This is a genomic window from Mesorhizobium sp. C277A (assembly GCF_040324395.1).
In the GTDB taxonomy this organism is placed as follows: domain Bacteria; phylum Pseudomonadota; class Alphaproteobacteria; order Rhizobiales; family Rhizobiaceae; genus Mesorhizobium.
Map to the genome: position 1 here is coordinate 3,157,130 of NZ_JAMYVW010000002.1, position 13,678 is coordinate 3,170,807.

Below are 13,678 nucleotides of genomic sequence, written 5' to 3' on the forward strand. Positions count from 1 at the left end.
TTCCTCGATGGTGCATGGAACTAACGGGAAAGCACCTAAGATCCGTTTTTCGGCTCGTATGGCAGTCCGGGGGCTTGTTCAGGCGAACAGAAGAAGGTGTCAGGGGCTACGGTCCGCTCTTGGCATCATCGACCTCCAACGCGTCCATTACAGGTGCCGGATCGCTCTTTTCGGAGCTCGGGCTCTGCACCCCGGACCCGGCGTTCTCGATCGCTTGCACGATAGCATCTTCGATGTTTCCGAGTTCGTCCTCCCTTACTTCACGCCCATAACCAGCCACCTCGGCATCCTGCTCGAATTGCTGAGCGAGCACCGCGACGCTGACTTCCTCCCGACCAGGAAGTGTGCCGACATTCTCCTGTAGCCAGTTTTGAAAAAACTCTCTGGTCGCGCTCATCTCAGACCACCCTTTCGGCAAACTAAGCGCGACGGTGAGCCGAAGTTCCATGATGCGTTCACTTTCCCAGCGGCGCTGTACTCACAGCGTTGGGAGCCACCAGGTTTTTGCAGGCTTGATGAGGCAGTGGCCTTTCTCTTCACGACTCGATTGGAGTTCACTCTTATTGCGCAGTGTGCATCCTGATTGCGTCCATTTCGACCCTGTGGAACAAGCTCGTTGAGTTGAAGTTAGGCCCAATGCCAAGCTTTTCGGGCGAACCAGGTTTTTCGGGCGCACAAGTTTTTGACGTTGCCATCGTCGGCGGCGGCCCCGCGGGGCTCGCTGCAGCCATGTATTTAGCCAGGTTTCTGCGTTCGGTGATCTCATTCGACGCGGGGAATGCGCGTGCCAAGCTCATCCCAAAATCCCGTAATTGTCCCGGCTTCCCCGACGGCATCAGCGGGGAAGAACTGCTCGGCCGCCTACGAGCCCAGACACATCTATACGGCGCGAGCCTTGTCCATGGTTGCGTAGGCCACGCCGAAAAACGCGAGGGGTTTTTTGTTCTGACGACCACCTGCGGGATTGTCCAAGCAAGGCGCGTGATTCTGGCAACGGGCATTGTGGACAAGGCTCCTCCTATTGAAAGACTGGAGGAGGCGATCGCAACCGGCATTGTCAGACTGTGCCCGGTTTGCGATGCATATGAGGCCCGGGGTAGCCGCATCGGCGTCGTTGGTCCGGAGCATCTCGCCGTCAGGGAGGCTCTGTTCCTGAAGGGATATGGCAGTCAGGTCGCCTTGCTCGCCAATAACCAGGATGATGTTTCCGAAGCTGCCCGGGGCGCCGCCTTGGCAGGCGGAGTTGAAATCTGGGACGCTGTCGATGCCCTGATCCCTCGACGAACCGGGTTCGATGTCGTCATGGCCGAGGGCGCCCCGATGCGCAACATCGATGTGGTGTACCCTTCGATGGGCAGCGACGTACGCTCCGAACTAGCGGTTGCTCTGGGGGCTGACTGTGACGCAGAAGGTTATGTCCTGGTCAACAGACACCTTGAGACTTCAACGCCAGGACTCTATGCCATTGGCGACGTGGCCGAGGGGCTCAATCAAATTGCTGTTGCGTTCGGAGACGCCGCCAAGGCTGCAACTCACATTCATAACGACCTCCGCGATTGCGCCGAGCCGGCGACGAAATTCCGGCGAAGTTGACCTGCAGATGCGAACGCACCGTACCGGCTCACCTTTGGCTGCGTTGATGCCCGGAACCCGTTCCACCCGGCGTGAGACTACCGGCTTCGGCTTTGCTAGAGTTCTCTCAGGCGCAGCCGCTGGGTTGATGGAAGGGCACGCGCCGGCGAACGGCTGGAGGAAGGAATGAAAATTCTCGTCACCGGCGCGTCAGGTCTGATTGGAGCCGCGCTTTGCGCGCGCCTGGCCGGCGAGAGACATGAAGTGGTTCGCGTGCTTCACCACGCAGACACTGGCGTCCACCCGGAGATCCCAACCGTTTCCCTGGATATGGCGCGGGCCTTGCGACCTCAGGACTGGATCCCCTATCTCGCCGGTGTGGACGCCGTCGTAAACTGTGCCGGCGTCCTGCAGGATAGTGCCCGGGAAAACACCCGGCATGTCCATTCTACCGGCGCCTCGGCTCTCTTCACCGCGTGTGAGCAAGCAGGTGTGAACAAGGTGATTCACTTTTCTGCCATCGGGGTCGATCGCCAGCAGCCGTCCGCCTTTTCCGCTAGCAAGCTCGCTGGCGATGAAGCACTGATGGCACGTAGCCTTGACTGGGTCATCCTGCGCCCCTCCGTAGTGCTGGGAAGGCCGGCCTTCGGCGCAAGCGCACTTTTTCGCGGCCTCGCGGCGTTGCCGCTCTTGCCGTTGATGCCCGACACGGGCCGTCTCCAAGTCGTCCAGCTCGATGACGTCATCTCCACCGTCCTGTTCTTCCTCAAACCCGGCAGCCCATCGCACCTCACGCTGGACCTCGCTGGGCCCGAGGCACTTTCGATGAGCGAGGTCGTGGGTCGCTATCGCCGCTGGTTCGGATGGAGCAGTGCTCGGGAGTTCATCTTGCCGAATTGGGCCGCAGCTATCTTGTACAGGTTCGGGGATGCCGCGGCTCAGCTGGGCTGGCGCCCGCCGATGCGCAGCAATGCAGCAAAAGAGATTGCCCGTGGCGCTGTCGGCGATCCCCAGCCGTGGATGACGGCGACCGGCATTCAACCATCAAGTCTTACATCTGCACTGCGTCTAAATCCTGCGACCGTGCAGGAGCGATGGTTCGCCGGTCTTTACTTTGTCAAGCCGGCGCTCTTTGTCGTCTTGCCGCTCTTCTGGATCATGACCGGCATCATTTCCCTGACCGCCGGCTGGCGCAGCGGAGTTGACTTGCTGATTGGCACTGCCGCCGGCCCCTTGGCCGAACCGGCGGTAGTCGCCGGCGCGTTGGCTGACATCGCCGTCGGGGCGCTTATCGCCTGGCGCCCAACCAGCCAGCTTGGTCTTTTCGGCGCAATCGCGGTATCGCTTTTCTATGCGACCGCTGGGAGCATTCTGCGGCCGGATCTTTGGCTTGAGCCACTCGGGCCGCTGATCAAAATCCTCCCGATCCTCGTTCTGCATTTTGCAGCGCTGGCCATTCTGGAGGAACGCTGATGATGTACTTCGTGCTTAAATACCTGCACGTGATCGGCGCTGCTGTGCTGCTCGGAACTGGTGCCGGCATTGCTTTTTTCATGCTTTTGGCACACCGGACCGGGAATGCCGCGACGATCGCAGCCGTCGCCCGCATTGTCGTGCTGGCTGATTTCCTGTTCACGGCTACGGCCGTTGTCGCACAACCTCTGACCGGACTGGGCCTCGCTAGGGTTGCGGGGTATTCGCTGTCGGAAGGATGGATCGTTCTCTCGATCCTGCTCTACATCTTAACGGGCCTGTTCTGGCTGCCTGTCGTGTGGATGCAGATCGAGATGCGAAATCTAGCCACACAGGCCGCACTCTCCAACCAACCTCCTCCCGAGCGCTACCATCAGCTGTTCAGACGCTGGTTTGTCTTCGGCTTCCCAGCTTTCGGCGCCGTGCTCGCCATTTTCTGGCTGATGATTGCGCGCCCGGCAATCGAGTGGTCATCGTTGTAGCTGCGATCGGCAAGCACTGCGCCGTGAATTCATCCGTCGCGCCTAGCTGGTTCGTGCCGGCGCGATGCACTGCGGTCGGGAACCACGGTCACTGCCGCGAGTTCTTTCGCATGGCCAATCATCCCGTCACCGGCGTGCTTACCTCAATCGGCACATTAACCTCCCGCCCCGCGGCATTCCTGATCCTGTTGGTCTACGCAATCCTTTGGATGATCTTCGAGCGACAGACCCTGGACTGGCATGGAGCGGCTACCTTGTTTACGTGGGCCATGACGCTGTTCATCCAGCGTGCCGAGCACCGCGACACTCAGGCCATTCACGCCAAACTGGATGAGATCCTGCGATCAGACCACAATGCCTCGAACATCACGCGGATCGACGATGAAGAGCCCGAGGAAATCGAAAAACACCGCCACCGCAGGCAGCAGGACGACTGATGAGCGGCGTTTTGGTTTCACGGCAGGACGAGTAGCGGGTTTCCAGCTTTTGACGCCTATCCAGCCCCGCCGCCTCCTGCGCTCAGGCCCAGGCCTTCGATCCTTGCTGCGGCTGTGGTTCAGCGACCGAAGGATCGGAGCCTCTATTGTTCCACCGCATCCAGAAATTGGCCCGAGAACCAGGTCGGGCAAATCGGCCGGCTCGAAATGTGTCATTCGCCTTTCTGGTTGCGCTCGACGAACTTGTTGAAACGGCTGGTTTGTCCGTCACCAGTCTTGGACTGGTAAAGAAAGGCCAGATCGTTCTCGTCGAATATGCGGAAGAACTCGTCCCATTCGACCGGCTCGAATGCTTCCTCGGGTTTGCCGAAGTCGATCCGCAGGATGCCGCCCGCCCCTTTGGTGCGAACCACTGCCGGCCGTCCATCCCGCTCCTCGGCCCATTTGCGGATTTCGTCGTGATTGGTGGTCGTTTGCGACTGGGACATTGAAATCTCCTTTGATCATCGGCGTTGCCAACATCGGGCATCGTCGGGGCTGCCGGCGTCCTAACAGCACAAGGGCGGCAATGTTCCGGCACGGCGCGGCGAGCGCGATGTGGCTGCTTCCGAACGAAGCCGGCCAAAGGAACTTTGTTGAAGCCAAGGGAACAAACCTTTTGCCGAAAAGTTCGGGTCGCCAAGATTACCTGTCTGAGGAGTGGTCGTGAAACGGATATTGGTTACAGGGGGCTGCGGCTTCATTGGCCGGCATGTCGCCCAGGAACTCATCGAGCAGGATTATTCGGTTCGCATTTTGGATGTGCTGCTGGAGCAGGTGCACGCAGGCGAAACAGTCGCCCTTCCCGCCGGGGCCGAGCTGATCAAGGGCGACATTCGGGACCGGGAGGCGGTCGCCAAGGCGCTGGAAGGCGTTGACGCGGTCATTCATCTGGCCGCGGAAGTCGGCGTCGGACAGTCGATGTACGAGATCGCGCGCTATGTCGGCACCAACGATCTCGGCACCGCGACGCTGCTCGAGGCGCTGATCAAACACCCGGTCGAGCGCATTGTCGTCGCCTCATCGATGAGTGTCTATGGCGAGGGCCTCTATGCTACATCGGACGGCCGGCGCATCGACAATGCCCGGCGCAAGGCGAGCGACATCAAAAACGGGCAATGGAATCCGCTGTCGCCGGAAGGCGAGCCCCTCTCCCCCCTGCCGACGGACGAGGAAAAGCCGGTCGATCTCGCCTCTATTTATGCACTGACGAAATACGCCCAGGAACGCGCCGTGCTGATCTTCGGCGAAGCCTATGGCATCGATGCGGTCGCGCTGCGCCTGTTCAACGTCTTCGGCGCCGGCCAGGCGTTATCGAACCCCTATACCGGCGTGTTGGCCAATTTTGCTTCGCGTCTCGCCAACGGCCAACGTCCAATGATCTTCGAGGATGGCGAACAGAAACGCGATTTCGTCCATGTGGATGACGTCGCCCGCGCCTTTCGTCTTGCGCTGCAGCAACGCCAGGCAAGGGGTCACGTCATCAACATCGGCAGCGGCCGAGCCTATGCTATCAGCGACGTCGCGCGGGTACTTGCCGAGGCCATGGGAACGCCGGACCGCTCGCCAGAGTTGCTCGGCAAGGCGCGCTCCGGGGATATCCGCAACTGCTTCGCCGATATTTCCAAGGCCCGTGAGCTGCTCGGTTTCGAGCCGAGGCAACAACTGGAGAATTCGCTCGCCGATTTCGTTTCCTGGGTGCGCAACTCGTCCGCCATCGACCGCGGCGCCGACATGAAACGCGAGCTTGAGGAACGTGGGCTGGTGTCATGAATACGCGCAATCGACGCGACGCGCCCGTCGCCATTGTCGGCGGCAGCGGCTTCATAGGATCGAACCTGGCCGACAGCCTGTTGTCGGATGGCGAGCCGGTGCTGGTGATCGACAATCTCAGCCGCCCCGGCGTCGAACAGAACCTTGAATGGCTGGCGCAGAAACACGGAAGCCGCCTCATGGTCGAAACGATTGACGTGCGCGACGCCAACGCGCTTGCGCCCGTTCTGAAGAGTTCCAAGGCGATCTTCCACCTGGCCGCGCAAACCGCCGTCACAACGAGCCTGGTCCAACCGGACGAGGATTTCGACATCAACCTTCGAGGAACGTTCAATGTCCTCGAGGCGGCGCGGCTGAGCAGTGAGTTTGTTCCGGTGGTCTTCGCCAGCACCAACAAGGTCTATGGCAGCCTGCCCGACGTCGCGGTGCGCGAGGACGGCGATCGTTACCTGCCTTGCGACGGCATCATCCAAGCGAATGGCATCGACGAGACCCACGGCCTGGATTTCTGCACGCCCTATGGCTGCTCCAAAGGCGCGGCGGACCAATATGTGCTCGACTATGCCAAATCCTACGGCATGCCCACGGCGGTGCTGCGGATGAGCTGCATCTACGGGCCGCGCCAGTTCGGAACCGAGGATCAAGGCTGGGTCGCGCACTTCCTGCTGAGTGCGCTGACGGGACGTCCAATCACCATTTACGGCGACGGCAGACAAGTGCGCGATATACTGCATGTCTCCGATGCGGTCGCCGCCTACAGGGCCACGCTCGATCGTATCGAGACGACCAAAGGCCAGGCATTCAATCTTGGCGGCGGCCCCGATAATGCGATCAGCCTGCGCATGCTGTTGAGCGAGATCCGTAGCTTGACCGGCCGTGAGCTTTCGATCCGCCATGATGACGAACGCACCGGCGATCAGCCCTTCTTCGTCGCCGACACCCGCAAGATCAAAGCGATGCTTGGCTGGAAAGCTCGTGTTTCATGGCGCGAAGGCATTCGCGATCTCGCAGACTGGCTGCAACAACACCGGCTCCAGCCTCGCCCCGAAGTCGTGAGGTACGTCGCATGAAAATCGCCCTGGTAAACCCGTTCTGGACCTATGACGACAGCATCTATTTCGGCTGCCGCCAACCACATCTCCCGCTGGAACTCGGCTATTCGAAATCCCTCCTCGAAACAGCCGGCCATGAGGTGTTGATGCTGGATGGGCAATTGCAGAAGCTCGACAACTCGGACCTCTCCGAGCGTGTGGCTGATTTCGCGCCTGCAATGACGGTAGTCACTACCGCCCCGACTTATCTGTTCTGGCGCTGCGCACCACCCGAGTTGCGCGTGCCGGCCGATTTCCTCAACCGTCTCGCCGGGCGCGGTGGACGCACAGTCGCGGTCGGGCCGCATGGCTCGGCTACGCCCGCGCCAACCTTGCGCAAGCTTGGCGTCGACATTGTTGTGCGCGGCGAATGCGAGGAAATCGTCGCGGAACTTGCCCGGCGCGACGACTGGAGCGCGGTCCCCTCGACCGCTTACCTGCGCGACGCCAAGGTGGTTTTGAACGGCGGCGTCCACGCCAGCTCGTTTGTCGATCATCCGCCACTCCAATGGCCATCAGACTGGATCGCAGCCCATTCGCATCACCATCACAGGTTCGATGACAAGCAGGTTGGGTTCGGCGCGGAGGTCGAAGCATCGCGCGGCTGCCCCTACAATTGCAGCTTCTGCGCCAAGATCGATTTCCGCGATGCCTATCGCCGCCGAAACCACGAGGCTGTCATAGCGGAAATCGATGGGCTGATTGCCCAGGGGGTCGGCTACATTTATTTCATCGATGAAATCTTCCTGCCGCAAAAAGCGCTGCTGGAAGCGTTGATCCATCGCGACGTGAAGTTCGGTGTGCAGACCCGCATCGACCTTTGGAAGCCCGAGCTGCTGGAACTGCTCGGTGCGGCTGGCTGTGTCTCCATCGAGGCCGGCCTCGAAAGCCTGACCGTGGAAGGTCGTGCGATGCTGGCGAAACGCTGCCGGCTGGGTACCGAGGAACTTGCCGCGCTGCTCGTCAATGCCAGGCGTCACGTTCCGTTCGTACAGGCCAATCTGATCGGCGTCGTCGAGGATGACCCTGCCCTTGTGGACTACTGGCGAACGCACCTGATCGACAACGGCGTGTGGGCCAATGAACCCGTACCGCTTTATCCATATCCGAGTTCGCCAAGCTATCGCGAGCTTTGGGGCGAACCCGACGACCTCGCCTGGGAGCGCGCCCATGATCACTATCTCGCATCATTCCAGAAGTTCAGCGACATCCAGGAAAGGCGCCCGCGTCCGCTGGCGGAACTGGAGGCGACATGTTGCGGACACTGACGCCGCGCTCGCGGCGCATCCTGATGACGGTCGACGCCGTGGGCGGCGTGTGGCGCTATGCGCTCGACCTGGCCAGGGAACTTGTCAACGGCGGCGATAGCGTGGTGCTTGCCGGCCTCGGTCCGCCACCGTCCAGGCAGCAGGCCGACGAGGCGGAGGCTTTCGCGAAGCTGATCTGGCTGAACACGCCGCCGGATTGGATGACCCGCAACGGCGGTGATCTCGACGCGCTGCCGCGGGAGTTGCATGCGCCCATGCGCGACCACGCCATCGACCTTGTCCATTTCAACGCGCCTTCGCAGGCGGCGGGATTCGACGCGCCATGCCCGGTCGTGGTGGTCTCCCATTCCTGCGTGACGACCTGGTTCCATGCGGTCAGAGGACAGGCGGCGGATGGGGCATGGGCCTGGCAGAAGGAGCGCAACAGACGCGGCATGGATCGGGCCGACGCGGTCATCGCGCCGAGCCGCAGCCATGCCGACATGCTAGAGACCTGCTACGGCCCGATCGCGCGCTTGAGTGTGGTCACAAATGGTGCCCGTCCTCTGCCGAAGGCCGAAAAGCATCAACCGCTCGTCTTCGCCGCTGCCCGCTGGTGGGACGAGGGCAAAAATGCGGCGGTGGTCGATCAGGCGGCGTCCCTGACGCGATGGCCTCTGTTTGCCGCCGGTTCGACGAACGGCCCAAACGGCGAGCATGTCAGCTTCAGCCATGCTGTTCCTCTGGGAGCAGTGCCGTCCGATGAGGTGCGTTCGTTGATGGCTCGCGCGGGTATTTTCGTATCGCCATCGCTCTACGAGCCATTCGGCCTGGCCGCGCTGGAAGCCGCCATGTCGGCTACGCCCCTGGTGCTTTCCGATATCGCCACCTATCGCGAACTATGGGACGGGGCCGCGATATTCTTTGACGCGCGCGATCCGCACGATCTCGCTGCCTGCCTCAACCGTCTCTCCAGCGATGCCGAGCTCCGGCGAGAGCTTGGCCAGGCAGCCATCCGACGCAGCCGCAGGTTTAGGCTGACAAAGCAGACAGCGGCTATGCGCGGCGTCTACGACAAAGCGGCCTTAGCGATGGCGGAGCGCTGATCATGCGCTTTGTGTTTTACACCCACTCGGTCGTTTCCGACTGGAACCATGGCAATGCCCATTTCCTGCGCGGCGTCATGCGAGAGCTGGTCCAGCGCCGGCATCAGACTATTGCGCTGGAGCCGGCGAATGGCTGGAGCCGGTCGAATCTGCTGGCTGAGAAGGGGTCGTTCGCCATCGAACGCTTCCGCAAGGATTTTCCCGAACTGATGCCGGTGACCTACGACGCCGGATTTGATCACGAAGCCTGGATTGCCGAGGCCGACGTTGTGATCGTTCATGAGTGGACGGATCCGGAGCTTGTCGCACGTATTGGCCGTGCCCGGGCCGCCGGCGGCAACTTCATCCTTCTTTTTCACGACACCCACCACCGGGCCGTGTCTGCGACCGAGGCACTCTCGGCGCTCCGGCTGGAGCACTATGACGGCGTTCTCGCCTTTGGCGAAACCTTGCGCGAGAGCTATCTGCGCGCCGGCTGGGGCAAGCGCGTCTTCACTTGGCATGAAGCGGCGGACGATCGCCTGTTCAAGCCGCACCCGGAGATCCACCCCACCTCCGATCTGGTCTGGATCGGCAACTGGGGCGATGATGAGCGGACCGCCGAACTCAAGGAGTTTCTGATCGAGCCGGTGCACGATCTCGGCCTTGATGCCGCTGTTCACGGCGTACGCTACCCCAAGACCGCACTTGCGGATCTGGCCACCGCAGGACTGCGCTATGAGGGGTGGATCGCCAATGCCGACGTGCCGAAGGCCTTCGCCGCGCATCGTGTCACCGTTCACGTTCCACGGCGCCCCTATCGCGAGAGGTTGCCCGGAATCCCGACGATCCGCATGTTCGAGGCACTCGCCTGCGGCATTCCGCTGATTTCAGCGCCATGGTCCGATGTCGAGCAGCTTTTCAGGCCCGGTGTCGACTTCCTGTTTGCCGAGAATGGCTCGCAAATGCGGCAACAGCTTCGGACGGTGTTGTCCGACGAGGACTTTGCGGCCTCCCTGGTGACCTCGGGTCTCGAGACCATCCGCTCGCGGCACACCTGCCGCCACCGCGTCGACGAGTTGCTCGGCGTGCTCACGCAATGCGCGAACCGACACACCGCCGTCCCGACAGCCGCAAAGGAAGCCGTCGCATGAAGATCGCATTCTATGGATCGAGCCTTTTGTCGTCCTACTGGAACGGTGCCGCGACGTACTATCGCGGTTTGCTCAAGGCACTTTCGCAATTGGGTTACGAGATCACGTTCTACGAACCCGATGTCTACGACCGGCAGAAGAACCGCGACATCGAAGCTCCCGACTGGTGCACTGTCGTCGTTTATGAGGCGACCCAGCATGCGCTGATGCAGGTCGCGGCACGTGCCGCCGGCGCCGACATCGTCGTCAAGGCGAGTGGCGTCGGTTTCGAAGACGAGGCGCTGCTTCGCGCCGTTCTCGACCACGCCCGCAGCGACGCGCTTGTCGTATTCTGGGACGTGGATGCGCCAGCCACGCTTGCCCAGTTGCGCGACGAGCCGGACCACCCGCTCCATCGTGCACTGCAGGAGATCGACCTCGTGCTGACCTATGGTGGCGGCGATCCCGTTGTCTGGGCCTATCGTGCCATGGGCGCCAAGGAGTGCGTGCCCATCTACAATGCGCTCGATCCCGAAACGCACCATCCGGTCGCCAGCAAAGCGCGTTTTGCCTGCGACCTGGCGTTCCTCGGAAACCGGCTGCCGGACCGTGAAGCGCGTGTCGAATCGTTTTTCCTCGATCCCGCCAGCCAGCTGCCGAAACAGCGTTTCCTGCTCGGAGGCTCGGGTTGGGGCGACAAGCCGCTCCCCACCAATGTAGGCTGGCTCGGCCATGTCGGCACCCGCGATCACAACGCCTTCAATGTCACCCCAAAAGCCGTGTTGAACATCAGCCGCGACAGCATGGCCGCCAACGGTTTTTCACCGGCCACGCGAGTGTTCGAGGCGGCCGGCGCGGGCGCCTGTCTCATCACGGATGCATGGCTGGGCGTGGAACTGTTCCTGAAACCAGGCGAGGAGATCCTGGTCGCGCGTGACGGCGGCGATGTCGCCGAAATAATGCGCTCGCTGACCCCCGGGCGGGCCAAGGCAATCGGCCAAGCCGCACTTCACCGCGTGCTGGCGGACCATACCTACGCGCTTCGGGCGGATGTGGCGGATGCCGTCTTCAAACGTCATTTCGAGCACGGGGCCGTGGAGGCAGCGGAATGACCAAGAAACTGGACATCGTCTTTCTCGGCCTGTCGCTGTCCTCATCCTGGGGAAACGGCCACGCCACGACTTTCCGGGGTCTTTTGAAAGGCTTGCACGGACTCGGTCACCGGGTGACTTTTCTGGAGCGCAACGTGCCCTGGTACGCCAATCACCGCGATCTGCGCGATCCGGAGTTCTGCGCCTTGCGCTACTACGAAACCACTGCGGAGCTGCAACGCGACTACGCACAGTGCCTGGAGCAGGCCGACATCATCGTCATCGGATCCTTTGTTCCAGAAGGACGCCAGGTCATCGACATCGTCGCCTCGCTTTGCAAGGGGCAGCTCTGCTTTTACGACATCGACACCCCGGTGACCCTGGCCAAGCTTTCAGCCGACGATTGCGATTATCTGAGTTCGCGGCAAATTCCGTATTTCGATGTCTATTTCTCCTTCACTGGCGGCCCAACGCTCAACCATCTGGCGCAAGACTTCGGCGCGCGCCATGCCGAACCTCTCTATTGTTCGGTCGATCCGGAACGGCATCACCCGACAGGAGATCCGATCCGCTGGGATCTCGGCTATCTCGGCACCTACAGCATGGACCGGCAGACAACGCTGAACGCTCTGCTGCTCGAGCCCGCACGGCATATGCCGAACCTCCGTTTCGTCGTGGCCGGCTCCCAATATCCATCCGACATCATCTGGCCGGACAATGTCGAACGCATCGAACATTTGCCGCCAGCCGATCACGCCGCGTTCTATAGCCGTCAGCGCTACACGCTGAATGTCACACGCAGTTCCATGATCACCGCAGGATGGTCGCCCAGCGTGCGCCTGTTCGAAGCGGCGGCTTGCGGCACGCCCATCGTCAGCGACCACTGGCCAGGGCTCGACAGCTTCTTTCCCGCATCGGCGATCCACACCGCCGCGGAGACGGACGAAGTCATCGATATCCTCGTTGGCGAGTCCGAGCGCGCACGCCTGGCCATGGCCGGCCGGGCTCGCAAACTCGTCCTCGCTTCCCACACCGGTGGGGCCAGGGCTCGCGAATTCGTGGCGGCGCTGACCCAACCAACGGCGACGGCCCTCGATCTCGACATTGGAAGTGCAGCATGAACGGCAGACAGGAGAAAACAGCGATGCGACAGACAAGAAAGGCGCACAGGGCAAAGACGGTGCTTGTTGCCGGCGGCGCGGGTTTCCTCGGTTCGCATCTTTGCGAAGTATTGCTCCGCAACGGCTGGCGCGTGATCTGCGTCGACAATTTTCTGACCGGGCGCATGGAAAACATCATCTCGATCATGGACCGGCCGGGTTTCCGGTTGATCGAGCAGGACATCTGCCGGCCATTGGATCTCGGCGAGCCCGTGGATCACATCTTCAACCTGGCCTGCGCCGCCTCACCGCCGCGTTATCAGGCCGACCCGATACACACCACGCGTACCTGCGTGATCGGAACCCTCAACCTGCTCGAACTCGCTGTCCGCAATGACGCGCGACTGCTGCAGGCCTCGACGAGCGAAGTGTATGGCGATCCGGAACAACACCCGCAAAGGGAGGATTATGTCGGCCATGTGAACTGCACCGGCCCACGCGCCTGCTACGACGAGGGCAAGCGCACCGCCGAAACGCTTTGCTTCGACTATCTAAGGGCCGGCAAGGCCGACGTCCGCGTCGCGCGCATCTTCAACACCTACGGTCCGAGAATGGATCCGGCCGACGGTCGCATCGTCTCGAATTTGATCATGCAGGCGCTCGAGAAGCGTCCGCTGACGATATTCGGCGACGGCCAGCAGACGCGATCCTTCTGCTATGTCTCCGACTTGATTGATGGATTGATGCGCCTGATGAACATCGACCCCAATCCGGGCAAGCCGGTCAATCTGGGCAATCCCGGAGAATTCACCATCGTGCGACTGGCGGCATTGGTGAAGGCGATGACCGGCACCAAGTCGGATCTGAAATTTCTGCCCCTGCCGCAAGACGATCCTCGGCGCAGGCAGCCTGATATTTCGCGTGCGAAAACGCTGCTCGGCTGGTCGCCGAGAGTGCCGCTCAACGAAGGGCTCAAGCTGACGATCGATTATTTCGCGGCGCTCGAAGGCACCGGCATCGGCGATCAGATGACAGGCCTTGCCAAAAGGAGACCCGCAGGCGGGCTGCAGAACCTTCCTGCATGACGCGGGCCGCGGACGGACCTGCCCGGAGATCGTTCGGAACATCCATCCAACCTTGTAGTTTGGCGGGAGG

14 protein-coding genes are annotated in these 13,678 nt (G+C 61.6%); 12 read left to right on the forward strand and 2 right to left on the reverse strand.

The features are described 5' to 3' along the window. Positions 1 to 106: 106 nt before the first annotated feature. Complete coding sequence (locus NKK52_RS15660) at positions 107 to 448, reverse strand: DUF768 domain-containing protein (RefSeq protein ID WP_084633782.1); 342 nt, start codon at positions 446 to 448, stop codon at positions 107 to 109. A 188-nt stretch (positions 449 to 636) separates the two neighbouring features. Here NKK52_RS15660 and NKK52_RS15665 point away from each other — a divergent pair, with 188 nt between their 5' ends. From NKK52_RS15665 to NKK52_RS15680, 4 genes are all read left to right on the forward strand, one after another. Continuing rightward, positions 637 to 1,593: an NAD(P)/FAD-dependent oxidoreductase gene (locus NKK52_RS15665; RefSeq protein ID WP_031203617.1), complete on the forward strand. Its 957-nt coding sequence runs from the start codon at positions 637 to 639 to the stop codon at positions 1,591 to 1,593. Positions 1,594 to 1,758: 165 nt separating this feature from the next. Next, positions 1,759 to 3,045, forward strand: a complete 1,287-nt coding sequence (locus tag NKK52_RS15670; RefSeq protein WP_352629306.1) for an SDR family oxidoreductase — start codon at positions 1,759 to 1,761, stop codon at positions 3,043 to 3,045. Continuing rightward, the gene (locus tag NKK52_RS15675; RefSeq protein WP_023681104.1) at positions 3,045 to 3,527 is read left to right on the forward strand and encodes a DUF2269 family protein; all 483 of its coding nucleotides are present in this window, start codon (positions 3,045 to 3,047) and stop codon (positions 3,525 to 3,527) included. The genes NKK52_RS15670 and NKK52_RS15675 overlap by 1 nt, the downstream gene beginning before the upstream one ends. A gap of 110 nt (positions 3,528 to 3,637) precedes the next feature. After that, positions 3,638 to 3,964, forward strand: coding sequence for a low affinity iron permease family protein (locus NKK52_RS15680; protein ID WP_023681103.1), 327 nt, complete (start codon positions 3,638 to 3,640; stop codon positions 3,962 to 3,964). Between the two features lie 212 nt (positions 3,965 to 4,176). On the opposite strand, the gene NKK52_RS15685 is transcribed toward NKK52_RS15680, so the two are convergent. Continuing rightward, positions 4,177 to 4,452: a hypothetical protein gene (locus NKK52_RS15685; RefSeq protein ID WP_023667991.1), complete on the reverse strand. Its 276-nt coding sequence runs from the start codon at positions 4,450 to 4,452 to the stop codon at positions 4,177 to 4,179. Positions 4,453 to 4,669: 217 nt separating this feature from the next. Between NKK52_RS15685 and NKK52_RS15690 the strand changes: the two genes are divergently transcribed. Genes NKK52_RS15690 through NKK52_RS15725 form a run of 8 tightly spaced genes read left to right on the forward strand, consistent with a single transcriptional unit; the run spans position 4,670 to position 13,608 of the window. Next, positions 4,670 to 5,776 carry an NAD-dependent epimerase/dehydratase family protein gene (locus tag NKK52_RS15690; RefSeq protein WP_023681102.1) on the forward strand — a complete coding sequence of 369 codons (1,107 nt, stop codon included), beginning with the start codon at positions 4,670 to 4,672 and terminating at the stop codon, positions 5,774 to 5,776. Further along, positions 5,773 to 6,846, forward strand: coding sequence for a GDP-mannose 4,6-dehydratase (locus tag NKK52_RS15695; protein ID WP_023681101.1), 1,074 nt, complete (start codon positions 5,773 to 5,775; stop codon positions 6,844 to 6,846). Before NKK52_RS15690 ends, NKK52_RS15695 begins: the two co-directional genes overlap by 4 nt. After that, positions 6,843 to 8,135 carry a TIGR04295 family B12-binding domain-containing radical SAM protein gene (locus NKK52_RS15700; protein WP_023681100.1) on the forward strand — a complete coding sequence of 431 codons (1,293 nt, stop codon included), beginning with the start codon at positions 6,843 to 6,845 and terminating at the stop codon, positions 8,133 to 8,135. The genes NKK52_RS15695 and NKK52_RS15700 overlap by 4 nt, the downstream gene beginning before the upstream one ends. Beyond that, on the forward strand, positions 8,120 to 9,220 hold the full coding sequence (locus NKK52_RS15705) for a glycosyltransferase family 4 protein (RefSeq protein WP_023681099.1): 1,101 nt from the start codon (positions 8,120 to 8,122) through the stop codon (positions 9,218 to 9,220). The genes NKK52_RS15700 and NKK52_RS15705 overlap by 16 nt, the downstream gene beginning before the upstream one ends. A gap of 2 nt (positions 9,221 to 9,222) precedes the next feature. Then, the gene (locus tag NKK52_RS15710) at positions 9,223 to 10,353 is read left to right on the forward strand and encodes a CgeB family protein (RefSeq protein ID WP_023681098.1); all 1,131 of its coding nucleotides are present in this window, start codon (positions 9,223 to 9,225) and stop codon (positions 10,351 to 10,353) included. Continuing rightward, positions 10,350 to 11,444: a CgeB family protein gene (locus tag NKK52_RS15715; protein WP_023667985.1), complete on the forward strand. Its 1,095-nt coding sequence runs from the start codon at positions 10,350 to 10,352 to the stop codon at positions 11,442 to 11,444. The genes NKK52_RS15710 and NKK52_RS15715 overlap by 4 nt, the downstream gene beginning before the upstream one ends. Continuing rightward, positions 11,441 to 12,544: a CgeB family protein gene (locus NKK52_RS15720; RefSeq protein WP_023681097.1), complete on the forward strand. Its 1,104-nt coding sequence runs from the start codon at positions 11,441 to 11,443 to the stop codon at positions 12,542 to 12,544. Before NKK52_RS15715 ends, NKK52_RS15720 begins: the two co-directional genes overlap by 4 nt. A gap of 23 nt (positions 12,545 to 12,567) precedes the next feature. Beyond that, positions 12,568 to 13,608, forward strand: coding sequence for a UDP-glucuronic acid decarboxylase family protein (locus tag NKK52_RS15725; RefSeq protein WP_023681096.1), 1,041 nt, complete (start codon positions 12,568 to 12,570; stop codon positions 13,606 to 13,608). Positions 13,609 to 13,678: the final 70 nt, after the last annotated feature.